Annotated in this window: 24 protein-coding genes and 1 pseudogene; 9 read left to right on the top strand and 16 right to left on the bottom strand. The window is 64.0% G+C overall.

Translation table 11 applies throughout. The features are described from left to right. The first annotated feature begins 446 nt into the window (after window positions 1-446). Window positions 447-3014: an ATP-binding protein gene (locus ACQR1W_RS27460; protein ID WP_434853726.1), complete on the top strand. Its 2568-nt coding sequence runs from the start codon at window positions 447-449 to the stop codon at window positions 3012-3014. A 93-nt stretch (window positions 3015-3107) separates the two neighbouring features. Here the strand turns inward: ACQR1W_RS27460 and ACQR1W_RS27455 are convergent. Beyond that, window positions 3108-3206: pseudogene (locus ACQR1W_RS27455) on the bottom strand (IS66 family transposase); the annotation flags it as partial. Between the two features lie 157 nt (window positions 3207-3363). Here ACQR1W_RS27455 and ACQR1W_RS27450 point away from each other — a divergent pair. Together ACQR1W_RS27450 and ACQR1W_RS27445 are read left to right on the top strand one after the other, a co-directional pair. Further along, the gene (locus ACQR1W_RS27450) at window positions 3364-3783 is read left to right on the top strand and encodes a CopG family transcriptional regulator (RefSeq protein WP_008974279.1); all 420 of its coding nucleotides are present in this window, start codon (window positions 3364-3366) and stop codon (window positions 3781-3783) included. A 4-nt stretch (window positions 3784-3787) separates the two neighbouring features. Then, window positions 3788-5005: an extracellular catalytic domain type 1 short-chain-length polyhydroxyalkanoate depolymerase gene (locus ACQR1W_RS27445; protein WP_434853725.1), complete on the top strand. Its 1218-nt coding sequence runs from the start codon at window positions 3788-3790 to the stop codon at window positions 5003-5005. A gap of 323 nt (window positions 5006-5328) precedes the next feature. Here the strand turns inward: ACQR1W_RS27445 and ACQR1W_RS27440 are convergent, their stop codons facing one another. From ACQR1W_RS27440 to ACQR1W_RS27415, 6 genes are read right to left on the bottom strand one after another with little or no spacing between them, the layout of a single operon-like run. Continuing rightward, window positions 5329-6294 carry a hydroxyacid dehydrogenase gene (locus tag ACQR1W_RS27440; protein ID WP_434853724.1) on the bottom strand — a complete coding sequence of 322 codons (966 nt, stop codon included), beginning with the start codon at window positions 6292-6294 and terminating at the stop codon, window positions 5329-5331. Between the two features lie 27 nt (window positions 6295-6321). Next, a complete protein-coding gene (locus ACQR1W_RS27435; RefSeq protein WP_434853723.1) occupies window positions 6322-7629 on the bottom strand; it encodes an MFS transporter in 1308 nt (435 codons plus the stop codon). A 34-nt stretch (window positions 7630-7663) separates the two neighbouring features. Then, window positions 7664-8554, bottom strand: a complete 891-nt coding sequence (locus ACQR1W_RS27430; protein WP_434853722.1) for a dihydrodipicolinate synthase family protein — start codon at window positions 8552-8554, stop codon at window positions 7664-7666. A gap of 18 nt (window positions 8555-8572) precedes the next feature. Beyond that, window positions 8573-9706: an iron-containing alcohol dehydrogenase gene (locus ACQR1W_RS27425; RefSeq protein WP_434853721.1), complete on the bottom strand. Its 1134-nt coding sequence runs from the start codon at window positions 9704-9706 to the stop codon at window positions 8573-8575. Between the two features lie 14 nt (window positions 9707-9720). Further along, complete coding sequence (pdxA, locus tag ACQR1W_RS27420) at window positions 9721-10755, bottom strand: 4-hydroxythreonine-4-phosphate dehydrogenase PdxA (protein WP_434853720.1); 1035 nt, start codon at window positions 10753-10755, stop codon at window positions 9721-9723. Next, the gene (locus tag ACQR1W_RS27415) at window positions 10752-11906 is read right to left on the bottom strand and encodes a four-carbon acid sugar kinase family protein (protein ID WP_434853719.1); all 1155 of its coding nucleotides are present in this window, start codon (window positions 11904-11906) and stop codon (window positions 10752-10754) included. The genes pdxA and ACQR1W_RS27415 overlap by 4 nt, the downstream gene beginning before the upstream one ends. A gap of 198 nt (window positions 11907-12104) precedes the next feature. On the opposite strand from ACQR1W_RS27415, the gene ACQR1W_RS27410 reads away from it, so the two are divergent. After that, the gene (locus ACQR1W_RS27410; RefSeq protein WP_434853718.1) at window positions 12105-12863 is read left to right on the top strand and encodes a FadR/GntR family transcriptional regulator; all 759 of its coding nucleotides are present in this window, start codon (window positions 12105-12107) and stop codon (window positions 12861-12863) included. An 82-nt stretch (window positions 12864-12945) separates the two neighbouring features. On the opposite strand, the gene ACQR1W_RS27405 is transcribed toward ACQR1W_RS27410, so the two are convergent. Further along, window positions 12946-13506: a helix-turn-helix domain-containing protein gene (locus ACQR1W_RS27405; protein WP_434853717.1), complete on the bottom strand. Its 561-nt coding sequence runs from the start codon at window positions 13504-13506 to the stop codon at window positions 12946-12948. Between the two features lie 182 nt (window positions 13507-13688). Between ACQR1W_RS27405 and ACQR1W_RS27400 the strand changes: the two genes are divergently transcribed. Further along, complete coding sequence (locus tag ACQR1W_RS27400; protein ID WP_434853744.1) at window positions 13689-14234, top strand: GNAT family N-acetyltransferase; 546 nt, start codon at window positions 13689-13691, stop codon at window positions 14232-14234. An 81-nt stretch (window positions 14235-14315) separates the two neighbouring features. On the opposite strand, the gene ACQR1W_RS27395 is transcribed toward ACQR1W_RS27400, so the two are convergent. Continuing rightward, window positions 14316-14456 carry a hypothetical protein gene (locus ACQR1W_RS27395; protein WP_434853716.1) on the bottom strand — a complete coding sequence of 47 codons (141 nt, stop codon included), beginning with the start codon at window positions 14454-14456 and terminating at the stop codon, window positions 14316-14318. Window positions 14457-14654: 198 nt separating this feature from the next. On the opposite strand from ACQR1W_RS27395, the gene ACQR1W_RS27390 reads away from it, so the two are divergent. Then, window positions 14655-14855 carry a hypothetical protein gene (locus tag ACQR1W_RS27390; protein ID WP_008968504.1) on the top strand — a complete coding sequence of 67 codons (201 nt, stop codon included), beginning with the start codon at window positions 14655-14657 and terminating at the stop codon, window positions 14853-14855. Window positions 14856-14939: 84 nt separating this feature from the next. On the opposite strand, the gene ACQR1W_RS27385 is transcribed toward ACQR1W_RS27390, so the two are convergent. The 3 genes from ACQR1W_RS27385 to ACQR1W_RS27375 form a co-directional block, all read right to left on the bottom strand. After that, window positions 14940-16280 (bottom strand): M20/M25/M40 family metallo-hydrolase, encoded by a 1341-nt coding sequence (locus ACQR1W_RS27385; RefSeq protein WP_434853715.1) that lies wholly within the window; start codon window positions 16278-16280, stop codon window positions 14940-14942. Window positions 16281-16297: 17 nt separating this feature from the next. Beyond that, window positions 16298-16813, bottom strand: a complete 516-nt coding sequence (locus ACQR1W_RS27380) for a hypothetical protein (RefSeq protein WP_434853714.1) — start codon at window positions 16811-16813, stop codon at window positions 16298-16300. A gap of 128 nt (window positions 16814-16941) precedes the next feature. After that, window positions 16942-18489 carry an acetolactate synthase large subunit gene (locus ACQR1W_RS27375; protein WP_434853713.1) on the bottom strand — a complete coding sequence of 516 codons (1548 nt, stop codon included), beginning with the start codon at window positions 18487-18489 and terminating at the stop codon, window positions 16942-16944. 281 nt (window positions 18490-18770) lie between these two features. Here ACQR1W_RS27375 and ACQR1W_RS27370 point away from each other — a divergent pair, with 281 nt between their 5' ends. Continuing rightward, entirely contained in the window at window positions 18771-19358 is a 588-nt protein-coding gene (locus tag ACQR1W_RS27370; protein WP_008968509.1) for a L,D-transpeptidase, read from the top strand. A 74-nt stretch (window positions 19359-19432) separates the two neighbouring features. After that, the gene (locus ACQR1W_RS27365) at window positions 19433-20203 is read left to right on the top strand and encodes a DUF2927 domain-containing protein (protein ID WP_434853712.1); all 771 of its coding nucleotides are present in this window, start codon (window positions 19433-19435) and stop codon (window positions 20201-20203) included. Between the two features lie 120 nt (window positions 20204-20323). Here ACQR1W_RS27365 and ACQR1W_RS27360 read toward each other — a convergent pair whose 3' ends face one another. Continuing rightward, complete coding sequence (locus ACQR1W_RS27360; RefSeq protein WP_434853711.1) at window positions 20324-20644, bottom strand: DoxX family protein; 321 nt, start codon at window positions 20642-20644, stop codon at window positions 20324-20326. Window position 20645: 1 nt separating this feature from the next. Next, window positions 20646-21026, bottom strand: coding sequence for a DUF4267 domain-containing protein (locus ACQR1W_RS27355; RefSeq protein WP_434853743.1), 381 nt, complete (start codon window positions 21024-21026; stop codon window positions 20646-20648). Between the two features lie 151 nt (window positions 21027-21177). Between ACQR1W_RS27355 and ACQR1W_RS27350 the strand changes: the two genes are divergently transcribed. Further along, a complete protein-coding gene (locus ACQR1W_RS27350) occupies window positions 21178-21774 on the top strand; it encodes a TetR/AcrR family transcriptional regulator (RefSeq protein ID WP_434853710.1) in 597 nt (198 codons plus the stop codon). A gap of 190 nt (window positions 21775-21964) precedes the next feature. Here the strand turns inward: ACQR1W_RS27350 and ACQR1W_RS27345 are convergent, their stop codons facing one another. Together ACQR1W_RS27345 and ACQR1W_RS27340 are read right to left on the bottom strand one after the other, a co-directional pair. After that, window positions 21965-23059 (bottom strand): M48 family metallopeptidase, encoded by a 1095-nt coding sequence (locus ACQR1W_RS27345; RefSeq protein ID WP_434853742.1) that lies wholly within the window; start codon window positions 23057-23059, stop codon window positions 21965-21967. Between the two features lie 33 nt (window positions 23060-23092). After that, window positions 23093-24226 carry a DUF898 family protein gene (locus ACQR1W_RS27340; protein WP_008968516.1) on the bottom strand — a complete coding sequence of 378 codons (1134 nt, stop codon included), beginning with the start codon at window positions 24224-24226 and terminating at the stop codon, window positions 23093-23095. Window positions 24227-24291: the final 65 nt, after the last annotated feature.

Below are 24291 nucleotides of genomic sequence, written 5' to 3'. Positions count from 1 at the left end.
TCTGAACTTCGCGCATATCCAGGAACCGTCCGACGACTTCCATCGAGCTGAAGCCGCCTTCTTTGGAATGGTCCCTAATCGTCTCGCCTGAGCGTCGAAACGACAGCTCGTCCTGGCTCGCAGCAGCATCATCAGGCAGATGACGATCGCAATCACCACCACCACGGCAGCCACTAGCATTGCGCCGGATACATGACTTTGCGTTGCAATCGTAATGCAATTGTCGTTACTGAACATCTTTCAGTAACAGAGCGCATGCATCTCCTGTCGACTCGATGGAGTGAGAGATGGAGATCGCGGAGCTGTGTCCGGATACAAGCCGGGTGCCAGGTCGAACGGCTTCTGCTCGTCGCCCTGTCCATCCTCGGCGCGGATACCGTCGCGTGTCCTGGCGCAGCCCGGCAAGGCTGGCTGCAAGCCGGATTTATCGTCCCGGACACTGAGCCGTGACGCTGCTCTCGCGCTTGTTTGCACTCATTGCCGTCGCCTTGCTGCCGGCAATCGCGATCCAGTCCTACAATGAGATCGATCTCCGTCGTTCCCGCCAGGCCGAGGTTCAGGAACAGGCGCTTGGCCTCGCCAAGCTCGCCGCCGCCGAGCAGCAACAGGTCGTCGAGGGCATTCGCCAGGTGTTGATCGCGCTCTCGGAGCTTCCGGCGATCAAAGAAAGGGATTCGCGGGCCTGCAGCGGCTATCTGTCGACGCTCAAGGGGCGCTTTCCGGCGTTCCTGACCTTTATCATCGTCGATATGAAAGGACAGTCCATCTGCACCACCAACGGCCAAAGTGTGAATGTTGCGGACCGCTCCTATTTCACCGAAGCGATGCGGACGGGCCATTTCACAGTCGGGATCTATTCGATCGGCAGGTTGACCGGGCGCGAGCTCATCCCGTTCGCTTTGCCGTTCTCGGACGAGCATGGGGAGTTCGCCGGCGTCATCGTCGCCGCACTCAATCTGGAGTGGCTGGCGAATTTCATCCTGCAGATGGGCGTTCCGCGCGGCGCTGCGCTGGCCATCGCCGATCGCGCCGGGACCTACCTCGCGCGCTATCCCAACAACGGCAAATTCGTCGGCCGCCAGATGCCCGGTCAGCGCTACATGCATTCCGACCATTCGGGCACGATCACGACCGTCGATCTCAAGGGCGTCGAGCGGATCGTGGGCTACTCGACGTTGCAAGCAGATTCCGGAGAGCTGCTCGTCGCGGTCGGCCTCGACAAGGCACAGGCCTTCAGCTGGATCGAGCGCCGGACCTGGCAGGACGTGCTGCTCATCGCGCTCGGCGCGACACTGGTCCTGCTGCTGTCATGGTTCGGGGCTCGGCGCTTCATTCATCAGCCGCTCAAGCAACTGGTCGATGCCGCGAACCAGTGGCGACTCGGGGACTATGCACAGCGGGTGCATATTCGCGACAAGCGGTCGGAGCTCTCCTGGGTCGCTGACGCATTCAACACCATGGCCGACGCGCTCGCCGCGCGCGAGCGGGAACTCTACGAGGCCAAGGAAAGAGCCGAGGAGGCCGCCAATCGAATCACCTCGATCTTCGAGAGCACGAACGATTGCGTCATGATCGTTGATCGGGAGTTTCGCGTCTCCTATCTCAACGCCCGCGCCCAGGCACATCTGTCCGAGGAGCGCGATCTCATCGGCGTGGACATCTGGGAAGCGTTTTCGGTTGCTGCCGCAGAGCCTGACGTCGCCGTTTTGCTGCAGGAGGCGGTGTCGAAGCAGCAATCTACCTCGTTCGAGCGGTTTTGTGCCCGGCGTGGCGTCTGGTACGACATTAACGCGTTTCCGTCAGGCGAAGGTCTTGCCGTGCTGTTTCGGGATACAACCGAGCACAAGCAGGCGATCGAGGCGCGCCGACTGATCGAGGAGCAGCTTCACCAGAGCCAGAAGATGGAGGCGATCGGCCAGCTCACCGGCGGCATCGCCCACGACTTCAACAACCTGCTGATGGTGATCTCCGGGAATCTCGAGTTGATCGAGAGCGCCGAGACGGACCGGGATCATGCCCGCGAGCTGGCGGCAGCATCCCGGAAGGCGGCCGATCGCGGCGCCAACCTGACCGCTCAGCTGCTCGCCTTCTCCCGACGGCAGAAGCTGACACCGAAGCCGGTCTATGCCGATTGCCTGATTCGCGATTTCCAGGAGGTGATCCGCCAGGCGGCGGGCGAGGGATGCAATTTCAGTCTCGTCGGCGATGATCGGTTGTGGCCTTGCTACATCGATCCCGCACAGCTGCAGACCGCGCTGCTCAACCTCGCGCTCAACGGGCGCGATGCGATGCCGAATGGCGGCGGACTTCTCGAAATCAGCCTGCGAAACGTCACGCTGGATGACGATGCGATCGCCGGCGTGTCGGCCGGCTGCTATGTCATGATCTCGGTTACCGACACGGGCTGCGGCATGACTCCGGAAACGCTCGACCGGGCGTTCGAGCCGTTCTTCACCACCAAGGAGGTCGGGCGGGGGACCGGGCTGGGGCTGAGCATGGTTTACGGCTTCGTTCGGCAGTCCGGCGGTCATGTCACCATCGAGAGCGCCGTCGGCGCGGGAACCACGATCTGCCTCTATTTGCCCCGGTCGGCACAAGCCCCTGTGGTAGAGCCCGCGGCCACGCCCGCGCACGATACGCCGGCAGGCTCGGGACAGGTGCTGCTGGTCGAGGACGATGACGAAGTCCTGGATGTCACGCTGACGATGCTGAAGCGGCTCGGTTATGAGGTTATCTACGCTCGCAATGGCGTCGGCGCGCTACGGATGCTCAAGAACGGAATGCAGCCCGATATTCTGCTCAGCGACGTGGTGATGCCTGGCGGGGTCAACGGCATCGAGCTCGCGCGCGAGGCGAGACGGCTGTATGAGGGCATCAAGATCCTGCTTGCCTCGGGTAATGCGGCAGATGTCCTGGCGCAGCACGGCGCGATAGGCGAGTTTCCTGTCATCCGTAAGCCCTACCTCCGCGCCGAGCTTGGCCGATTCCTGCGGCAATTGACGCATGAGTCCTGAGCGTCGGGCAGAGATTTGCGATGCCCTGGCAATCGAGGCGTCAGTCCCGGCAATGACGATCCCTTCGGGATCGGCGCGAGCACAACGAGATAGGCGGCCGCCTTCATTGGAGCCGGCGAAGGTCCAGATGTTGCAGCCGACGGCGACAGCGCGCAGTTCGCGTTCGGCGACGTTGTTGGACATGCAGAGTCGTTAGCGGCGCTCGCAAAGCCTCGGCGCTCCGATCTGCCAGGCAGTTCAATGCAGCATTGCCATGGTAGCCCCCTCGGAGCCCCCCCTTGAATGACGCGCCAGAGCATCCATATGCCATCCATATACCATCCCCGTGGATGGCAAAATGGACAATGTCATGGCAGACAACATCCGCGAACTGCGCCCAAAGGCGCCCGATACCGAGAAAATCACCGTGAACCTCGGCTATGTCGACCTCGGCCAGATCGATCTGATGGTGCAGGAGGGGTTCTATTCCAACCGCACCGACTTCATTCGCACGGCGATCCGGAACCAGCTCGAGCGGCACGCCGACGTCGTCAAGCAGTCGACGGTCCGCAACAGCCTGGACCTCGGCTTGCGGAATTACAGCCGCGCGGATCTCGAAGCCGCGCAGCGCCGCGGCCAGATGCTGCAGATCAATGTGCTGGGCCTTGCGACCATTGCCCCTGACGTCACGCCCGAACTTGCCCGCGCCACCATCGCTTCGGTCTCGGTGCTCGGCGCGCTGCACGCGAGTGCCGCGGTCAAGGCTGCTCTTGCCGACAGAATGAGGTGACGCGATGCTGAATCCAGATATCGTCCGCGAGGCCACGCGACTGACGCGCGCCGGCCAATTGGTCGAGGCCACCGCGCTGCTGCAGCGCATGCTGCGCGGCGCGAGCGCGCCGGCAGCGCCGCCCGCCAGTCCTGCCCGGACCACGCCCGCAAGGCTCGAGCCGCCGACCATCGATGCAAAGGCCACGCGCCTCGCAGAGCGTGCGCGCCAACCTGAGCCGTCCGCGGCTACTCAAGCCAAGCCTGCTCAAGCCAAGTCCGCTCACACCAAGTCCGCTCACAGTCGGAGGCAGTCGCGCGCGGGCACCGCTGACATCGCAAGCCTCGGTCTGCGAGGTCCGATCAGGCGCGCGCCCGCGATGCGGGACATCGCGCCGGAGGGCACCCAATTCGTCGAAGGCCACTTCAGCAATGCGGCCGGCCACCGGAGCTACAAGCTGTTCAAGCCACACCGATGTCAGGAACAAGCACTGCCATTGATCGTCATGCTGCACGGCTGCACCCAGTCGGCAGACGATTTCGCCGCTGGCACACGGATGAACTTCCTGGCGGACGCGCAGAACTGCTTCGTGATCTATCCCGAACAGCCGCGCGGAGCCAATCAGGCGAAATGCTGGAACTGGTTCCGCAGCGACGACCAGCAGCGCGATGGTGGCGAGCCGTCGCTGATCGCGGGCATCACCCGCCAGATCATGCGGGAGTATGCGATCGACCCGACGCGTGTCTATGTCTGTGGCCTGTCGGCGGGCGGCGCGGCTGCGGCCGTCATGGCCGCCACCTACCCCGACCTCTACGCTGCCGTCGGGGTTCATTCCGGCCTGGCCTGCGGGGCCGCACGCGACCTCCCGTCCGCGCTGATCGCCATGCGTCAAGGCGGCGGGTCCGACTTGATGGCGGCAAAATCAGCTGTACCGACCATCATCTTCCACGGTGATCGCGACACCACGGTGCATCCGGACAATGGCGATCGGATCTTCGCGCAATCGACTGGAGCTACGCGCGGGAGAACGTCGGTCCGCGGGCAGGTGCCAGGCGGCCATGCCTACACGCGGACGATGCTTGCCGACCCGAGCGGGCAGGTGACGTCCGAGCACTGGACGATCCATGGCGCCGGTCACGCCTGGTCAGGAGGCAGTCCCGCCGGCTCCTATACCGATCCCAAAGGGCCGGACGCGACGGGGGAGATGCTGCGGTTCTTCCTTTCGCATTCGCTCAGGCCCTAGCGCGGCACGCCCGCCCGGCCGCGCGGAACCGCAAGCTTTCAGCCGGGACGCAATTTTCAGGAACCGCAGCCTGACTGAGCCATTGAACGAATCCACTTACGTTCGGGAGACTGCAATGCGCCTTCGCACGTATCGGGACGAAAGCCATGCCTGCCACCTGGACCTCGTTGGTGGCACCACCAGCCCTTGGACCGTCGACCTCGTCAGCTTGGTAGCGGCGCTTATCTTGGTAACGAGCTTCGTCTGCGCTCTGCTTGTTCAAGTTCTCTAGAATCTCGTGTCAAAGCGATAGGTCCATCCTCCTCATTGAGATCCTACGGGGCCTATCGCGTGGCGAAACAATGCTGATCGACCGTGTCGCCCCGCAGAAACGCAAGCACGTTGCGCACGGTCATCAGCGAGACCTGGCGCCGTGCCTCTTCCGTCACGCCACCGCAATGCGGCGTCACGATCACGTTCGATAGAGCCCAGAGCGGATGCTCGTTTGCGGGCGGCTCGACCGCGAAGCTGTCGAGGCCGGCGCCTGCGATCCGGCCCGACTCCAATGCATCGACCAGCGCCGGCTCGTTCACGACCTCGCCGCGCGCGGTGTTGATCAGCAGCGCACCGGGCTTCATGAGCTCGAATTCCCGCTTGCCGATCAGACCGTGCGTCTGCGGTGTCAGAGGACAATGCAGGCTGACGACGTCGGATTGCGCGAGAAGCTCATCGAGCGTGTCGACCTTGCGCACGTGCGGGCCGAATGCTGCGGCGGGCGCGAACGGATCATAGGATATCGTGGTCATCCCGATCGGCTGGACCATCGCGGCCAGCGCCCGGCCGATCATGCCGATGCCGACTAGGCCGAGCGTCCGGCCACGCAGTTCAGCGCCGCAGTAGGTCTTCTTGTCCCAGCCGCCGGCCCGCACGTAAGCATCCTGATTGCGCACGTCCTTGATCAGCGCAAGCATCAGCATGAGCGCGTGTTCGGCAACGGAATGAGCATTGGCGCCGACGGCGGCGAGGACGGGCAAACCAAGCGCCTTCGCCGCCGCCAGGTCGATGTCGTTGGTGCCGGCCCCATGCTTGGCGACGACCTTGAGTTTCGCCGACGCCGTCATGAGGTCCTGATCGATCCGCTCGACATTCGGCACGATGATGGCATCGGCGCCTGAAGACGCGAGCAGATCGACGGCCTCCGCCTTCGCCGGATAGGCGCCCGTATGCAACGAAATGACGCCGGCAGCGCGCAGCATCTGCTCGCCTTCAGGTGCGACAGGGCCACCGAGGCTGACGACGGTCAACGCCATGATCGAGATCCTTCTCTTCTCTGCCGATCAGATGGAGGCCTGGATCGGCCGGACTTTGCCGAGCAGCAAGGCGTAGTTGAGGATGCCGAGGAATCCGACGCCCGCCGAGAACAGCAGCGCCGCGTTGAACGACCCGGTCTGCGCGACGATGAACCCGGTGATGATCGGACCGAGGACGCCGCCGAAATTCGACACCATGTTCTGCAGTCCCGCGACCACGCTCGTCATGTTCTTCGGCGCGACGTCACCCGGCAGCGCCCATACCTGAGAGGCAGCGACGGTCGTGCCGGCCTTGGCAATGCACAGCAAGGCGACGGCAAACCATACGCTCTCTGCGATCGCGGCAAGTCCGATGCACAACGCCATGGTCAGGCCGGCGATCAGGAACAGCTTTCGCGTTGCGGTCAGCGACAGCCGCTTGGAGCGTACGATGCGGTCGGACAACAGGCCTGCGACGATTTCGGCGACCAGACCGCACAAGAGCGGCAGCGATGCCACAAACCCCATCTCCATCATGCCCATGCCCTTCTGCTTGACCAGATAGGTCGGCAGCCAGGTGATGAAGAAATACGAGATGTAGTTGATCGTGAAGAAGCCGAGGCACATCGCCCAGATGTTGCGATAGCGCAGCAGCTCATACCATCGCATCGGCATGGCCTTGTCCTCGCCGTGCTTTATGATCTGGTTGTCACGGATGTAATCGACCTCGGACTCGTTCATCATCGGATGCGCCTCCGGCGTCTCCGTGAAGAACCACCACCAGACGATCGCCCAGACCATGCCGATCGCCCCGATGACAACGAAGGTCATGCGCCAGTCGATCAGAGCGATGAGCCAGACGATGAGCGGCATGGCGATCGCGCCTCCGAACTTCGACGCACTGTCGAACAGCCCGGAGATCGTCGCGCGCTCGCGGTCGGGAAACCATTTGGACGCGATGCCCGCATTGCTGGGGTAGGCCCCGGCCTCGCCGATCCCGAGCCCGAGGCGCATGGCGAACAGCGAATAAAACCCAGCGGCGAGCCCGGTCGCGGAGGTCGCGATCGACCATAAGGCCACCGAAGCGCCGAGACCGATTTTCTGACCGAAGCGGTCCGCGAACCAGCCGGCTGGAATTTGCAGCAAGGCGTAGGACCAGAAGAAGGCGGAGAGGATGAAACCCATCTGGTCGGCAGGGATCGACAATTCCCTGCTGAGATGCGGCGCCGCCGCCGACAGGACAGTGCGGTCGATGTAATTGACGGCGATGGCCAACCACATCAGTCCGCCGACGATCCAACGTACGTTCGTCGATTTCACCAGCGAGTCCGCAGGCGGCGTCACGACATCTCTCATCCTATCCTCCCCTTTTTCTTGTTCGATGAGCCGTTCAGACCACCAGTTCGGCAAAGCGCTTGGAAATCTCGGCGACCTTCGTGTTGACCTCCTGCGAAATCAGGACCGGCGCGCGGCTTGCCCCGACCTCGGGCATCGCGAGGCTCAGCGCGCGCTTGACCATGGCCGGCGGGAAGCCGTGCGCATACAGATCCTTGCGCAAGCTCGAGTAGCGGTCCTGATGCCTGGCTGCAGCCGCTGCGTCGTCGGCCACGAAGGAGGCGTGAATCGCGTTGAGCGTGACCGGCGAGATGTTGCCGAGGCCGGAAATACAGCCGGCTGCGCCATTCTGCAGGCCATGCAGAACCAGCGAGTCCGGTCCGACCAGCACGTCGAAATCGTCGCGCTCGCGCGCGATGGCGAGAAAGGCATCGAGGCTTTCCTGCGAGCCCGCGCTGTCCTTGATGCCGATGATGTTGGGATGGTCGGCGAGGATGCGCGCCGTCTCCGGCTGGATCGTATTCCCGGTGCGCGCCGGGATGTTGTAGAGGTAGACCGGCTTCGACAACGCGTCGGCCACGCGGCGATAGTGAGCGATCAGTTCGGCCTGCGAGCAGGCGACGAAGGACGGCGTGATGGCGGACACCGCCTTGACGTCGAGCTTTTCGATCTGTCTGCCGAGCGCGATCGTCTCGTGCGTGGAGATTTCGCCGATATGGGCGAGAACCGGGATGCGCGCCGCGGCGGCGTCCACGCAGATTTCGGCGACGCGCACCTTTTCCTGGAACGACAAGGCGTAGAACTCGCCGTTGGTGCCGGCGCAGAACACGCCGTTGCCAGCCTTCGCCTGACGCTCGACCTGCCGACGCAGCGCGGCTTCGCCGATGTCCTCATTGGCGTCGAACGGCGTGACGATGGCGACGAATGGTCCGGAAATCTTAGCCATTTTTCTTCGGTCCTGTCCTCAGGCGGCGGCGCGGTAGATGGCGAGAATGTCGTCGCGCGTGAGATCGCGCGGGTTGTTGTCGAGCAGCCGCCGGATGGCATGAGCTTCATCCGCCATGGTCGGAAGGTCATCAGCCGGAACACCCAGCGCCGACAGGCGCATCTCGCAGCCGAGATCGACGCACCATTTATGGGCCGCGGCGAATACGCTGGCGGGATCGGATTTCGCCGCGAGGCCAAGCGCGCCGAGGATCGTCGCCGTGCGCTCCGGGACGGCCGGGGCGTTGAAGGCGAGCACGTGGGGGAAGATCAGCGCATTGGCGGCGCCGTGCGGGATGTGATGGCGCGATCCGAGCGGATAGGCGACGGCATGGCCTCCCGCCGTATTCACCGGACCAAGACAGAATCCACCGTACAGCGAGGCGAGCGCCATGCCGGCGCGCGCGTCGCGGTCGGCGCCGTTCTCCGCCACGCGGGGCAGCCAACGTCCGACCAGGCGGATGCCTTCCGCCGCATAGAGATCGATGGTCGGATGCGCCTTCTTGTTGGTGTACGCCTCGACGCAGTGGGCGAGCGCGTCGACGCCGGTTGCGACCGTGATCGCACGGGGCATGCTCAGCGTCAGATCCGGATCGACCGCGGCCAGATCGGCCAGCATGTGGTCGCTCTGCACGGCGAGCTTGGCGAGCGTTTTCGGATCGGTGACCAGTGCGCGCGTCCCGGCTTCGCTGCCGGTGCCGGCGGTTGTCGGCACCTGGACCAGCGCGCGCGAGCGGCCATGGACCTTGTCCGGGCCGATGACATCCATGAAATGCTGGTCGCTGCCGGGCAGGACCGCGGCGAGCTTGGCGAGATCCATGGCGCTGCCGCCGCCGAAGCCGATGATGAGATCGGGATTTGCGTCTTCGACCGCAGCCAGAAGCCTGTCGAGATCGGACGCATCTGGCTCGGGGCGGAAGGAATCGAAGACGATGGTCTCGCAGGCGAGCCGCAGGACGTCGACTCGCGCCGCATTGAACGTATCTGCGACGACAACGGCCTTCTTCAGGTCACGATGCCCGACCCAGGGACCGACGCGCGCCGCGACACCGGAGCCGAACAGAATCTGCTTCGGGCGGACAAGATCGATCGGCTGAGACAGAGAGGCGGTCATTGTCAATTCCTGACTTAGTTCTTGGCTTGGAGGCGGGCGGCGGCCAGCTTGACCGCGTAGTCGATCGCTTCGATCAGCGAGGTCTCGCTGGCGATGCCCTTGCCGGCGATATCGAAGGCGGTGCCGTGATCGACCGAGGTGCGGATGATCGGCAGTCCGAGCGTGATGTTGACGCCCGACAGCGCATTCCAGGTGCCGGTGACGGGGTCGACGTTGAAGCCGAGCAGCTTGACCGGGATGTGCCCCTGATCGTGGTACATCGCGACGACAGCGTCGTACTGGCCAGCTCGCAGCTTGACGAACACGGTGTCGCCCGGCACCGGGCCGACGACATCGAAGCCATCGGCGACGCAACGTTCGATGGTCGGGGCGCTGATGTCGATATCCTGGCGGCCGAACAGGCCGCCTTCGCCGGCATGCGGATTGAGCGCGGCGATGGCGATGCGGCGGCGCGACAGCCCAAGACCACGCAACGCATCGTCGGTCAGCTCGACCACGTAACGCAGACGCTCCGGCGTCAACCTCTTCGGCACCTCTTCGAGCGCAATGTGCGTGGTCACGTGGCTGACGCGCATGTTGCCGTGCGCCAGCATCATCACCGAGCCGCGCGCGCCGGTCAGATGGGCCAACATGTCGGTATGGCCCGCGAAATGATGACCGGCCTTGTTGAGCGCTTCCTTGTTCAGCGGGGCGGTGACGATGCCGTGGACCCGGCCCGCCTGCGCCAGTTCGACCCCGCGCGCCACCGCCTCATAGGCGAAGCGGCCGGCGTCCACCGACAATACTCCGGGCATGATGGAGCCGCCTTCGGGCGCCGCCTGCAGGCAGGCCAGCGCAGGCCAGTCGCCGGCGCTCGCGTCAACCGCCGGAATGGCGATGTCGGTCCCGAGAGCGGCGCGTGCGGCTTCGAGGGCGACGTTGGACCCGATCACGAGAAGGCGCAATTCACCGGCGCGAATGCGGTCTTCGAGTTTCTTGCACGCCTTGATGATGATCTCCGGCCCGACGCCGGCCGGATCGCCCATCGTGATCGCCAGTTGCGGCGTCATGGGGAAACTCCTGTTGTGAGAGGTGGGTCGAGCGCCAGCAGACGCCGCAGCAGGTTGCGGTCGCCGAAGGCGCCGGATTTCGAGACGACGTGGACGCCATCGAACCGGCCGCCGCGCATGACCGAGCGGGGAATGCCGGGTTCGATTTGGCCGACGAGTTCGAGATGGTCTGTTTCCAGGGCCGCGCAGACGGCCCGCAGGGTTTCACCACCCGCGACAAGCAGTGTCGACGGCGGCGTGAGCGCACGCACGAGCCGGCCGAACTCGCGCGCAATCGTCTCGGCTGCCTGCTGCCGTGGCGAGCCCTCGGCAATGGCCAGCCTTACGAGCGCGACGCCGTCCTGCGACAGCCGCCTGCCGATCTCCGCGATCATTTCGGTGCCGCCATCCCGAGCGCACAGAGCGACGGCGCCGCAGGCTTCGACCTGCTCGGCCGTGATGGCCTGATCGCTTCCGAACAGGCCGAGCACGGGAGCCGTCAGAGTTGCCTTCGCGCGCGATGGCGCCGCGCCGAGACTGCGCGCGAGCGCGGCGGCGAGCCCGCCGCTGCCGCACCACAGGGTCGGCGTTCGCGCTGCCCGGCCGGCCGCGACGATCGCGTCCAGATCGGCATCCGTCTCGGCATCCCAGAGACTGATCCCCTCGAGCGCGTCCTCGCCAGGGCGGCGTCGCACCACGTGAAATCCCCGTCGTCCGAGATCAGTCGCGAGATCGGTTGAGACCGGGGTCCATGCATCGCCCAGCCGGCGATATTGCATGCCGTAGCGCGTCACCCGCCCGTGATGCGGGAAGGCCGGCGCGACGATGCATCGCTCGAACCGGCCGAACCGCAGCCAAGCGATGATCTCCTCAGCAGGATGTCCGCGCAGCAGCGTATCGAGTTTGGCGTAGTGGAGCGCTGCAGGATCGAATGGCGCCAGCGCCAGCCGCTCCGTGACCAGCGCTTCGGCGTCGGGGGCGGATCGTTCGCGCGCTCCGGTATCGAAAGCGATGCTGCAAGTTGACGCCACCGCGCGCCAATGAACGCTGATCGGGCTGAAGGCCGCTACGAATTGTGCCGCGGTGTCGAGCGCGCCGGTCAGGTCATCGGCAACGAGGCGAAGGCGCGCCAACCGCACCCCTTCCCTGCCGAATGGTGTGCCGACGTCCATTGCTGCTCCGCCTCCCGCGAGGGCGGACGCAAGCCGCCCCTCATTATTGCGGCCCAATAGGCGTCACGCGCGCACTTGTCAATAATTTGTAAAACATGTAACCGACCGCCGAGATCTTGGGCTACTCCTTCTTTTATGTTTTACAACTTTACAAGTTTGGCTAGGTTTCAGCCACCAATGGCTTCGGATTCGCAGGGCATGGCTGGCAGTGTCGAGAATGAGAACGTCGGGGGGGATCGCGCGCGAGCCGGCCACAGCCCTTTGGCGCAGAACGTTTTTCAGGCGCTCCGGACGCAGATCTCCGTAGGTCAGCTGCGGCCGGAGCAGAAGCTGCCGAGCGAGCATGAGCTTGCGGCCACTTATCTCGTGTCGCGCCCGATCGTGCGCGAGGCCCTGCGGCAACTGAAGGACGAGCGGCTGATCTATTCGCGACGCGGCGCCGGCAGCTTCGTCGTGGCCCGTCCCGATCTCGGCGCGGACCAGCCCGCCGTCGGTTTTGCGCCGGTTGAAACGATTGCCGACATCCAACGCTGTTACGAGTTCCGCCTGACGATCGAGCCCGACCACGCCTATTGGGCGGCGTTGCGCTGGAACGGCCAGGCCCTCGACGAGATCGCTGCCGCGCTCGACCTCCTGCGCGATGCGACCACCGCGCATCTGCATCGCGAGGATGCGGATTTCGGGTTTCATCTTGCGATCGCGAAGGCGACCAACAATCACTATTACGTCTCTTCGATGACCGCGCTGAAGGACCACATCTATGTGGGCATGAAATTCCACGGGAATACGATCGCGAAGGCGCAGGCCGGCCTGGAAAATGTCTTTGCCGAGCACCGGGGCATCTTCGAAGTGATCCGCGCCCGCGACTCCGAACGCGCACGCGAACTGATGCGTCGCCATCTCGAAGGCTCGCGCGATCGCGTGTTCGAGGGCCGCTTGCTCGATCTGTCGCTCTAAGGCGGCAGTTCGGCCGCAAGTATCGCCGCGTCGGCGCACCTCACATCGCGGGGCTCAGAGACCGGTGCTGCGGCAAACGTCCCTAGGAATGTCTGACGACGACCATGTAGTTTGCCGGCATGCGGCCTGAATTTTCGAACGATACCGGCCGCATGACGTCGAAGTCGAGGCAATCTCCCTCGTCGAGGTCAAAGCGCTTTTCTCCGACAAAGACTGTCAGCTGCCCTTGGAGCAGAAGCAGTTGCTGCGTATAGGCCCGCCTGCCCCAAGGGCTATAGGACACGTGCTTTCCTTCAGGAAGCTCGACCATGATGATCTCGATGCCGCTCGCCGCGTTGAGTGCGGACGCATGACGGCGACGATATCCGGTTTCTGGATCTCGCCAGACCGGTTGATCCGCTTTCCGGGTGAGACGTTCAGGAGGCCGGTCCGTCAGACCAATCACGGCGCTCAACGTGACATCGAGCGCGGCACAAAGTTTTCCGAGAAGTGCCGCCGTTGCACTGCTTTCCGCGCGCTCTATTCGCCCGATCATGGCACGGCTGACGCCCGATCGGGCCGCGAGTTCGTTCAGACTGAGACCTGCCTTCACCCGCAACTGCTTGAGGCGAGCCCCGATCGCCTTTCCCAGTTCATCCTTCATAAGCGCGCCCTCCGAAGCGTTGCCAGGGGCCTTCCATAGAAGCAACGCAGGTACCAGTCTGTCCTGACAATCGGTCAATATATGAGAATTCGCGCGCCCTTGCTTTGAGAATTGCGCAGCGCTTCGCCGGGATGCAACATTCGCAGGGCGATCCTGAGAGGCCGGCGATGCCGATGCATGACATACAAATTCGCGACGCCACCGAAGCCGACGCGGCTTCCATCTTGCGAATTTACAATGATGCAGTGCTGCAGACGACCGCGATCTGGAATGATCGGCCTTCTGATCTCGAGGGGCGGATTGCCTGGCTTGTCGAACGCAGACAGAGCGGCTACCCGGTCTTGGTCGCGTCGGATCGTTCCCAGGTGCTTGGCTATGCGTCGCTCGGTGCCTTCAGACCGTGGGACGGCTATCGCCACACTGTCGAGCATTCGGTTTATGTCGACAGCGCCGCGCGGCGGCTGGGCGTCGGCTCTTCGCTGGTCAGTGAATTGATTTCGCGTGCACGCACCATGAACAAGCATGTCATGGTGGCCGGGATCGAAGCGACCAACGAGCCGTCATTACAGCTGCATGCGCAGCTCGGCTTTACCAGGGTCGGCCATCTTCGATCCGTCGGTCGAAAGTTCGACAGGTGGCTGGATCTGGTCTTCATGCAGTTGATTCTGGAAGATGAACTCCAGAGGCAACCGACAACGCCGCGCGGCGAAGAAGAGGCGCGATGCTGAGGATGGATCAGGACGTTCCACACCCGCCGGCCAAGTAGGCGGTCTGTCCGAAGGCGCGCCCGCGTCTGACAGGCCGCCCGATCAGATCGCAAACAGCCAGACGGCGACGATGGTCCCGAGCGTCGCCAGGCCGCTGATGGTCCAGCCGGCGGCATAACCGAAATCATCCTCGCGCACCTCGTGTGACGGTTCGTGCGCGATCATTGCCGCTCGCCAATCCATGTCCGCCTCCGTCGCGTGTGCGCATGGGTCTCTGCGCCTGAGACAATCGCCACAGAAGCAGCTCAGTTCCCGCCGCGCGGTGGCGCAAAGCGGTTTTTGGATGGCGGAACTCTCACAAATAACTGATCCCTGCGACGGAACGCCGCGGCCGAAGTTCCGTTATGGTGCGCCGGTTCCAACCCATGGAGGTTTTTCGCAATGCGCAAACTGATCATCGCCGCGGCCGCCGTTGCCTTGATGTCTTCCACTGCTTTCGCCCAAGACAAGACCGGCGGCGCTGCCGGCACGTCGGCGCAGAGCGGTGACACCATGAGCAAGGGCGACAACATGAAGATGAGCAAGACCAAGAAGAAATCGAAGAAGTCGAGCAAGGCGTCCGGCGACGAGATGAAGCAGTAAGCATTCGCAACGCCATGGCCGCTCCGAACGGAGCGGCCACCTATCTCTGCCGCCGCTGTCGGGGCGAAGCCGGCGGCGGCTATTTTAGTTGCCTGCCTGCCGCACGGGCAGCGCGGGCTTGCTGACGCCGTCGAGGCCGGACAGCATCAGGATCGCCAGCAGTGCGTTCTGCGGGCCCTGGTAGGCGTTGACGTTGCGGTACCACTCGTTCACCGAATGCCAGTTGCCGCCCTCGCCGCCGCCACCGATGGTGATGGCGGGAATGCCGAGCGACATCGCCTGGTTCGAATCGGTCGAAGACCCCACGAGCTTGGCCTGAACGCCGCTGACCGCGGTGACCGCGCGCTGCGTCGCCTGCACGATCGGCGACTCTGCGGCCGTGACGCCCGCCGGGCGATCGCCGATCAGCTTGATATCGACACTGATCTTGTCGGAGCCCCAGCGCGCATTTTCGTCCGCGACCGCCTGCTTGACGAGGTCGAGCAGCCGGGCTTCGAGCTTGAGCAGTTCCTCGGTCGAGTTCGAGCGCATGTCGACCGCCATCTTGGCTTGCGACGCGATCGCGTTCACCGAGGTGCCGCCGCTGACGGTGCCGACCGTGAACGTGGTCCGCGGCTCGGCAGGAGTTTTCAGGTCGGCGATCTTGGCGATCGCCCGGCCCATGGCATGGATCGCGCTCGGCAGGCCGAACTCCTGGAAGGAATGGCCGCCGGGCCCCTTGAAGGTCATCTCGTAACGGTGGCTGCCGGTGCCCTGGTTGACGATCCGGGAGACGCCGAGCCCGTCGATGGAGATGAAGCCGTCGATGTCATGGTGGTCGCGGAACAGCGCCTTGACGCCGCGCAGATTGCCGAGCTCCTCCTCGCCGACATTGCCGACGAACATGATGTCGCCGACGGTTGCGAGCCCGTTGCTGTTCATCGCCTTGATCAACGTGAGCAGCACGGCGAGACCGCGGGAGTCGTCGCCGATGCCGGGCGCCAACACCATGCCGTCCTTCTCCTTGACGGTGAAATCGGTGCCCTCGGGGAAGACGGTGTCGAGATGCGCCGCGACCACCAGCCTCGGCCGCCCGCCGCCGGTGCCCTTGCGCAGCGCGATCACGTTGCCTTCGGCGTCGATCGTCGCATCCTTGAAGCCGAGCTCCTGCATCCGCTTCAGATAGTACTCCGCGCGTACCTTTTCCTTGTAGGGCGACGAGGGCACGGCAGCGATGGTCTTCTGATCGGCAAAGGTCGCCTCGTCGGCCGCCTTGATGTCGTCCAGCGTCTTGCGGACGTTGGCGTTGGCCAGGACAGCCTCGGCCGCCGTGTCGACGGCCGACGACGCGGCCGGCGTCTCCGCCTTCACGGCGGATGCGGCAAGAACAAGCGCGGCCAAGGCGCCCGCCGCGCACATGCGCATCTTCGAATGGATCATCCTCATCTCAGCTCCCTCAAATCTCATGATGCCAACAGGCCCATATGGACCAGGCGGGTGGCCAGCCAGGCCGTCAGTGGCCGATCCAGCCGTGCGCCGGCATAGACTTCCGCGCCTCTCAGCCCTGTCCGATCCAGCACCAGCAGCACGCCGATCCAATAGGCGAACCAGAGGTGCGGGTCGGTCAGCGCCATCAGCTTGTGCCGGTCGTGCTCGACCGGCTGGTGATTGGCTGCCTTGCGCAGCTCGATTGTCAGCAGGTTCTCCGGAACGGCGCGGCGATGCACGACGATGTCGGGATAGATTGACTTGCCCAGCGTATCGTCGGTGGAAACGATGGTGCCGCGCGGCAGGATCATCCGCCGTTCGCCCAGCCGGTTGTAGTCGCAATCGACATCCCAGCCGAGGAAATTGCGTTCGACATGCACGGCGAGCCGATGGGTGAGCGTGCGCTCCCCGGCATCGCGGTCCAGAATGAAACGCTCGCGCGCATAGAATTCCTGCAGCGCAGAAATCAGTCGATTGAGTTCAGAGTGCATGCCCCGCCCGAGGACCGGCCGACGTGCCGATGAATTTGCCCGTCACACCATGACGTTACGCCACGGCGTGATTCCACCATGACGCTGCCACCATGTGAGGGCCGATTTGCGGCCGCGCGAACCTCGTCTCACATCTGCACTTCGATCAGGCGCGGCCCGGCTTCCGCGTTCGCCTCGGCGAGCGCCTTGTTGAACTCGTCCGCGGTCGTGACCGCCCGGCCGGGGACGCCCATGCCCTTGGCCATGGCGACGAAATCGAGCGTCGGCCGGTCGATCTTGAGCATGTCCTGCGCCCGCTGGCCGGGCTCGCCGGCACCGACGCCGTCGAACTCGCCGCGCAGGATCTGGTAGATCCGGTTGGCGAACACGACCGTCACCACGTTGAGGTTCTCGCGCGCCTGCGTCCACAGCGACTGGATCGTGTACATGGCGCTGCCATCGCCGACCAGGCACATCACCTTGCGGTCGGGACAGGCCACCGCGGCCCCGGTCGCGACCGGGGTGGAGAAGCCGATCGAGCCGCCCATGTTCTGCAACCAGTCATGCGGCTTGGCTGCGGCAGTCGGCGGGAAGAAGCCGCGCCCGGTGGTGATGGATTCGTCCACGACAATAGCGTTCTCGGGAATCGCGCACGCGATCGCCTGCGCGATCGAGGTGTGGTTCAACGCGCCGGTCGGCTTGATCAGCTCGGCGAGCTTTTGCGGCTGCACATCGGAGGCCTTGGCGCCGAGATGGTCGGCGAGCGCTTCCAGCGCCGCCACCGAATTCTCGCCCCAGGCGGTCATGCGGTGCACCTCGGTGCCCTCGGCCTTCAACTGGCTCGGCTTGTTCGGATAGGCGAAGAAGGCGACGGGGTCATTGGCCTCGACCAGCACGATATGCTTGTAGTTCTTCAGGATCGGCAGCGCCTGCTCGATCACGTAAGGGATGCGGTCGATCGAGAACCGGCCCGCACCACGCGCCATGCGCGGATGGTAGGTCTGGCCCATCACCCGGCAGCCGGTCTTGCCGGCGATGCGCTGGGCAAAGGCAAGGCCCTGCTCAGTCAGCGCGCTGGCCGTCATCAGCACCAGCGTCTCGGGGCCATGGGCGTGCAGGATCTTCGCCGCCTTCTCTACCGCCTCAGTCGAATAGCTCGGCCGCTGCGTCTCGGCTGGAACCGTCGCGATGCCGTCGGCCTCGTTCCAGGCGGTATCGGCCGGCAGGATCAGGGTCGCGATCTGCGGCGGCGCGCTCTTCGCGGCTGCAATCGCCGCGGCGCCGTCGGCGGCCACCGCCTTGGCGCTCGGCGAGGTCCGCACCCAGTCCGACATCGGCCGCGCCAGGCCCTCGATGTCCGAGGTCAGCGGCGCATTGAAGCCGATGTGGTAGGTCGCGTGCTGGCCGACGATGTTGACGATACCCGAGCGCGCCTTCTTGGCGTTGTGCAGGTTGGCAAGCCCATTGGCGAGGCCGGGGCCGAGATGGAGCAGCGTTGAGGCCGGGCTGCCCTTCATGCGGAAGTAACCATCGGCGGCGCCGGTCACCACGCCCTCGAACAGGCCGAGCACGCAGCGCATGCCTTCGACCCGATCCAGCGCGGCGACGAAGTGCATCTCCGAGGTACCGGGATTGGTGAAGCACACGTCAACACCGCCGGCGACCAGCGTCCGCACCAGACTTTCCGCACCGTTCATCATCCGCTCCGTTCAGGGCCGCTGGGGTTTGAGGAACCGCAGATCAATCATTGTTCGCAAGCCCAGTCAAAGGGCAGAGCTGCATTGCAGCCATGGCCGAGCAAACAACGATAAGGCTTGGCTAACGTCGTTCTGGAACAACCAGGGGGTCACGCCTGTGACGTGGAATTTCGGTCACGCGGTCGGCGAAACGCGCGCTGTCACGGCTCCGTGGGTTGCGAAAATCAGCAGTTTATGGCCTGTCTGCCGCGTACATTGGATGGCTTTGTCGGGGGATTGAAATGACGCGTTCCTTTGGTGCGGCGGTTGCGGCTGTGACGATGGCCGGGGCGGCGCTGTTCGCCAGCAGCGGCCTTGCGCGGGCGGAGTTCTTCGATTCACGCGATCTGTTCGGCGGCGGTCCGAATTTTTACCAGAGCGGGGTCAGCCCGATCCCACGTCAGACCGTGATGTACCCCACCAACTACGCGCCCGGCACCATCGTGGTGAACACGGCCGAACGCCGGCTTTACCTGGTGCTGGGCGGCGGCGAAGCGCTGCGCTACGGTATCGGCGTCGGCCGCGACGGCTTCCGCTGGGGCGGCGTGCATCGCATCACGGCCAAGAAGGAATGGCCGGAGTGGACCCCGCCCTCCCAGATGCTGCGGCGTCGGCCGGACCTGCCGCGCCACATGCGCGGCGGCATCGAGAATCCGCTCGGCGCCCGCGCGCTCTATCTCGGATCGACACTGTACCGGATCCACGGCTCCAATGAACCGGAGACGATCGGCCAGGCCGTGTCCTCCGGATGCTTCCGCATGACCAATGAGGATGTGACGGATTTATACAACCGGGTCTCGGTCGGCGCGACGGTCATCGTCAAGAACTAACACACGTGAACTAACATATGGACCAATGCCACGGGGCCGCGCCGAGGCGCAGCCGAAGCTGGTGGATGTTTCGGATGGCGGCGTTCGCCGCCCTCCTTGCCCCGGTCACGGCTTTATCCGCAGCAGCCGGGGACGTTCCCGCCATTGTCTCGCGACAACGAATCGAGAAGAAGAGCTTTACCGACGCCGAGATCATTGAGGGCTTTTTCAAGACCGCGTTCGGTGCCGAATACCATCTGGCCGGACGGGTCGACCGGATCAGGAAATACAACGTGCCAGTGCGCGTGTTTGCGGACGGCCGCCGCGCCGATCGCAAGGCGCAGCTTGCCAAGGTCGTGAGCGACATCGGCAAGCGCATCCAGCATCTCGATATCGCCATGACCGAGACCGACGAGGACGCCAACGTCCGGGTCAAGCTGGTGCGCGACCGCGACCTCTACCGCACCATCAGCCAGGACTACGGCAGCGAGCGGGCGCGCGAAATCAAGACCTCGCTCGATCCGCAATGCCTCTCCGGCTTCCGCAAGAACGACGCCTTCGAGATCGAGCATTCCGACGTGATCCTGACCGTTGACAATGGCGATTTCGTCTTCCTCGACTGTGCCTATGAGGAGCTGCTGCAGTCGCTCGGCCCGATCAACGACACATCGAGCGTTCCCTGGACCATGTTCAACGACAATGTCTCGATGGGCTTTTTCGATGTCTACGACCAGTACATCCTCAATGTGCTGTACGATCCTCGCATCAAGGCCGGGATGACCTTCACCGAGGTGAAGGCCGTGCTGCCGACGGTGCTCGCCGATGTCCGCGCCTGGGTGAAGCAAGTGAACGATCTGCCGGAGTGACGGGCCCAGGCCGCGAACTCATAACTTGGGATGCCGAGGTTCACGGTAGGCAGAATGTCCGACGTTCTGACGCCTCAGCAGAGCAGCCGAGATCAAGCCTGAGGGGCGATGCCGCCCCTCTCAAGCCAAGGTCTCTGCGAGCGCTATCAAGGCGGCAAAGATGCTGAGCGGCACAAGGTGTCCAAATTCGCGGTGGCGTAGAACGGTGAAGACCGCTGCCACAATGATCACCGCGCCAAGCGCCAGGCCAAGACTGCGGCTGGCAGGAAGCGCGATCAGAGCCGCGCTCATGATCTCCAGTCCACCGGTCAAACGGCCCCACCAGTTCGGGTAGCCCCAACGGGCGAAACTGCTCTGCGTCGCGGACGTGCCGACTGCATTGACGACTCCTGCGCCAAACAAGGCGGCAACGAGCAGCCAGATCGCAAGAACATGGACCATCTCAGTGCCCTCCCGTCAGCAGCGGCAGGGACGCCAAGACCATGAGCAGCGCCGTCACGCCATGAATGCCGAAGGCACTTTTGCTGGAGCCTTTCGCCCCGAGAATGACAAGCATGTCGCCAGTGGGGATGATGGCTTCAACGAGCAGGACGAGGCCGACATCCTTGGAGACGCCCCAGGCCGCGAACGCCAGCACGACCAAGCCCGCAACAATGTCGCGCACCCCCTTCAAGCGCAGCCACCAAGCGATGTTGGTGCCGTCTTCCGGAAGCGGCAGGCCGAAACTGCGAGTCGCGGTCCTCGGGACAGCGATATATTGCGTGCCGATCGCGATGATGGCGAACGCCAGGACGAAGGCCGTCCCCTGCGCGAGCCCGTGCATTAAGCCGCCCATCCCATTCATATTTCATCTCCTTTTCTATCGCTAGAACAAAATCTAGCGTCGCTAGATTATGAGATAATCTAGCATTGCTAGATTGTCAAGCGGCTGTATAATCACCGCCGGATGGTCGATTTGAGCTGGAGATCGAAGATTGGGTATCGCCGAGCGGAAAGGCAGGGACCGGGCTGAGCGAGAGGCCCGCATTGTCGCGGCAGCGCGCGAGATCGCGGAGCGCGAAGGATGGGATGCGGTTACGGTCCGTCGTCTGGCCGACGAGATCGAATATAGCCAGCCGGTGCTCTATTCACATTTCGAGAACAGGGATGCCATCGTTGCGGCGGTCGCCGCCGAAGGTTTCAAGGACATCACAACAGCGCTTCAGAAAGCCGCAAGCCGGTCGAGCGAACGACGAAACGCCGTCAAGAATGTCGCCATGGCCTATCTCGACTTTGCGCTCCGGCGTCCTGCCCTTTACGAGGCCATGTTTGTGCTCCCGACGAATTTGCGATTTGCGAAAGCTGAAACCCGCCCCGAGCTCCGGGCCGCCTTCGAAGCACTTGCAGCCGTCGTCGCGCCGTTTTGCGCCGATGTAGCCGTAGCCACCGAGACGTTTTGGGCAGCCCTTCACGGGCTCGCCGAACTGGAACGTTCAGGACGGATCAGGCCGAGCGCACGAGCCGAACGCATTGCGCTCGTCGTTGCGGCGCTCGCTGGATGCCGAAACGGCCCACGTCCTTCAGATGAATGACTGCTTTAGCCACAAACTCCGCTGTCGTCCCGGCCTTGCGCCGGGACCCATACGCCGCGGCGCCGCCATCGAGCAGGCTGCCAAACCGCGCCAAGCAATTGAGCACAGTGGTTATGGGTCCCAGCTTTCGCAGGGACACCACTGGATGCCTGGCAGCGCATGCGCGCTTCGCGACAAAGCCAGCCGCTTGCTACTTGCAAATTCCCTTCAGCGCGCGCCACTCCTCCGCCGTCAGCAGCGGCGGGCCGCTCGGCGGCTGGTCTTCGGCGCGCATGCGCTCCAGCCGGTCTTCGGTCAAGGGATGGCTCGCCAAGATCGACAGTTGCTTGTCGCCTTCCTTGCCGGTGACGCGGAACATCAATTCGCCCATCGGCGCGGTCGGCCGTCCCAGCTTGTGCATCACCTCGATCGCAAAGCTGTCGGCGTCATGCTCGGCCTCGCGCGAATAGGAGGCGGTGACGATCGTGCGTGAGGCGAAGATCGCGGCTCCCGCGCCGGTAATATCGCCGAACAACAGCCCGATCAGGAAGGAACTGCCGCCATTGTGAATCACCTGCCGCAGATTGTCGCGATGTTTGAGATGCCCGAGCTCGTGCGCGAGCACGCCGGCAATCTCATCGGGATCGTTTGCCTTGGCAAGCAGGCCGCTCAGGAGGAAGAAGCGACCACCGGGCAGCGCAAAGGCATTCGGAATCGGGGTGTCCAGAACCTGGGCTCCCACGCTCCCATCGAGCCCGGCCGGAACACGCAGCGCCTCGACCAACTTGGCGAACGCGGCCTGCCCGCCGGCACCGTCACAGGTCTTGTTGCCGAACACGGCCTGCAGTTGCACCACGGCAGCTTCGCCGAGATGCCGCTCCATCGCGGGCGGCACCAACGGCGTGAGCCGATCCGCGGCAAAGGGTACGACGAACAGGACCATCACGATGATGGATACGGCGGCCGCAAGCGACCAGCCGATGATGCGTGCGACCGCGCCGTGCGTGAGCCTGTTCTCGTCGATCCGGTCGCATCGTGCCACCAGTTCGGCAGCAAACGCGGAATCCCTGATCTCCAGGCGGGCCAATGGCGATGCAGAGAGGCAGCTCACACGCAGCGTGCCGCTGGGCGCATCGACGCGCCGGATATCCGGGTACGGCCAGGACACGAAATTGTCGGCGCTGCGCAGCACGAGCTGGTTGGAAAGGACGACAGTGACCGCCTGCCGTCGGTTCGACAGCCCATCGAAATAGATCGCCTGCCCGCCTGCGGCCTGCGGAGACTGATCCTGCTCCGTGTCATCCATATCGCGATCGCCCATGCTCAGCGTGCGCACGGATCAAAATCCGGCGACGTCGAGACCGTCGGCAAAGCCCTCGCCCAGCGCGCTGGCGAGATCGCCTTTGGCCGAGATGTTCGCGACCGCCTCGATGCCGTGCAGCTCAACGGAGGCCAGCACTCTCGCCCACACGTCCCGTAGCAGATACATCCGCATCACGACATTGATTGCCAGAATCACCGCAATATAGCCAAGCACCAGCATGATCAGCAGCGGGATGTTGTTGGCGAGTGCCTGTGCGGCCTTTGGGCCCGCCATTGACACGCCGCCGAACTTCGCAGCCACGACGACCACTCCGCCAAAATAGGCGAAAGTGACGGCCCATAGCAGCACGAACCAGCCGATCACCTTCCAATAGAGCCCGTAAAGCGCGCCCGGGCGCAAGCGCGATTGCAGCCGCACGCCGCCGAAGCGGAGGCCCGACAGCCACCAGCGCCACTCCACAGCCTTGAAGTATCCATAGATGAACGGGAGAAGCGGAAAGAGCACCAGACAAACTGGAATGGCGAGCCAAAGCCACCAGATCTGCTTGAACAGCTCCCACGGGCTGGCTTCGAAATCGCCCTGCAGGTTGCCATAATGCGAATGCTGCATCTTGTAGCGTTCGAGCGCGGCTTCACGCCACGGGAAGGCGAGCCCCAAAGTGAGCACCAACAACAAGGCCCAGAGCATCGCGCGTCCGGCATAGGCCCAGCCCGAACCGTCCATCCAGAAGCGTACGCCGCGCCAGACCGTCCGTGTCAGGCGATAGCGCCGCGCCCGATAGATCGCAAACTGGCCAAAGGCATAGAAGCCGATCACCAGCGGCACGCTGGCGAAGCCCTTGAAGCGCTCCGCTTCGACGCTGACGATGAAATAAGCGAGATAGATCGGCACCAGAATTGCCATTGCAAACAAGAAGCCGATCAGAAGCTCCTTGCCGCGGCCGGTATATTCGGCGGCATCGCCATCGACGGCGGTGTTCACCCAGAGATGGCGGCGAATATCGGTGGCAAGCCAAAAACGATAGAAGCCGAGCGTGACAAGCTCGAGCAGGGCCCCACGGCCGATCAGCCGAAAGAACTCGCCGCGCTCGCCGTCAAAGGTGACGGGGACTGCAGGCAGCGGCGGGGGTGGCTGCGGAATGAAATTCATTTGATTCACAACACGGCCCTCCGACAACGCACGGAAAAACGAACAATACGGCTATACCCCTGTCG

This window comes from Bradyrhizobium sp. HKCCYLS1011, from assembly GCF_051167795.1.
Taxonomy (GTDB): Bacteria; Pseudomonadota; Alphaproteobacteria; order Rhizobiales; family Xanthobacteraceae; genus Bradyrhizobium.
The sequence above is the reverse complement of the archived record's forward strand: the minus strand, read 5'-3'. Positions and strand labels throughout refer to the sequence as shown.

Excerpts from the sequence above, each read along its gene's own strand:
- ACQR1W_RS27450 (WP_008974279.1), top strand. The coding sequence starts at position 3,364 with ATGGCAGACAACATCCGCGAACTGCGCCCAAAGGCGCCCGATACCGAG.
- ACQR1W_RS27445 (WP_434853725.1), top strand. The coding sequence starts at position 3,788 with ATGCTGAATCCAGATATCGTCCGCGAGGCCACGCGACTGACGCGCGCC.
- ACQR1W_RS27440 (WP_434853724.1), bottom strand. The coding sequence starts at position 6,294 with ATGGCGTTGACCGTCGTCAGCCTCGGTGGCCCTGTCGCACCTGAAGGC.
- ACQR1W_RS27435 (WP_434853723.1), bottom strand. The coding sequence starts at position 7,629 with ATGAGAGATGTCGTGACGCCGCCTGCGGACTCGCTGGTGAAATCGACG.
- ACQR1W_RS27430 (WP_434853722.1), bottom strand. The coding sequence starts at position 8,554 with ATGGCTAAGATTTCCGGACCATTCGTCGCCATCGTCACGCCGTTCGAC.
- ACQR1W_RS27425 (WP_434853721.1), bottom strand. The coding sequence starts at position 9,706 with ATGACCGCCTCTCTGTCTCAGCCGATCGATCTTGTCCGCCCGAAGCAG.
- pdxA (WP_434853720.1), bottom strand. The coding sequence starts at position 10,755 with ATGACGCCGCAACTGGCGATCACGATGGGCGATCCGGCCGGCGTCGGG.
- ACQR1W_RS27415 (WP_434853719.1), bottom strand. The coding sequence starts at position 11,906 with ATGGACGTCGGCACACCATTCGGCAGGGAAGGGGTGCGGTTGGCGCGC.
- ACQR1W_RS27410 (WP_434853718.1), top strand. The coding sequence starts at position 12,105 with ATGGCTGGCAGTGTCGAGAATGAGAACGTCGGGGGGGATCGCGCGCGA.
- ACQR1W_RS27405 (WP_434853717.1), bottom strand. The coding sequence starts at position 13,506 with ATGAAGGATGAACTGGGAAAGGCGATCGGGGCTCGCCTCAAGCAGTTG.
- ACQR1W_RS27395 (WP_434853716.1), bottom strand. The coding sequence starts at position 14,456 with ATGGATTGGCGAGCGGCAATGATCGCGCACGAACCGTCACACGAGGTG.
- ACQR1W_RS27390 (WP_008968504.1), top strand. The coding sequence starts at position 14,655 with ATGCGCAAACTGATCATCGCCGCGGCCGCCGTTGCCTTGATGTCTTCC.
- ACQR1W_RS27385 (WP_434853715.1), bottom strand. The coding sequence starts at position 16,280 with ATGAGGATGATCCATTCGAAGATGCGCATGTGCGCGGCGGGCGCCTTG.
- ACQR1W_RS27380 (WP_434853714.1), bottom strand. The coding sequence starts at position 16,813 with ATGCACTCTGAACTCAATCGACTGATTTCTGCGCTGCAGGAATTCTAT.
- ACQR1W_RS27375 (WP_434853713.1), bottom strand. The coding sequence starts at position 18,489 with ATGAACGGTGCGGAAAGTCTGGTGCGGACGCTGGTCGCCGGCGGTGTT.
- ACQR1W_RS27370 (WP_008968509.1), top strand. The coding sequence starts at position 18,771 with ATGACGCGTTCCTTTGGTGCGGCGGTTGCGGCTGTGACGATGGCCGGG.
- ACQR1W_RS27365 (WP_434853712.1), top strand. The coding sequence starts at position 19,433 with ATGGCGGCGTTCGCCGCCCTCCTTGCCCCGGTCACGGCTTTATCCGCA.
- ACQR1W_RS27360 (WP_434853711.1), bottom strand. The coding sequence starts at position 20,644 with ATGGTCCATGTTCTTGCGATCTGGCTGCTCGTTGCCGCCTTGTTTGGC.
- ACQR1W_RS27355 (WP_434853743.1), bottom strand. The coding sequence starts at position 21,026 with ATGCACGGGCTCGCGCAGGGGACGGCCTTCGTCCTGGCGTTCGCCATC.
- ACQR1W_RS27345 (WP_434853742.1), bottom strand. The coding sequence starts at position 23,059 with ATGGATGACACGGAGCAGGATCAGTCTCCGCAGGCCGCAGGCGGGCAG.
- ACQR1W_RS27340 (WP_008968516.1), bottom strand. The coding sequence starts at position 24,226 with ATGAATTTCATTCCGCAGCCACCCCCGCCGCTGCCTGCAGTCCCCGTC.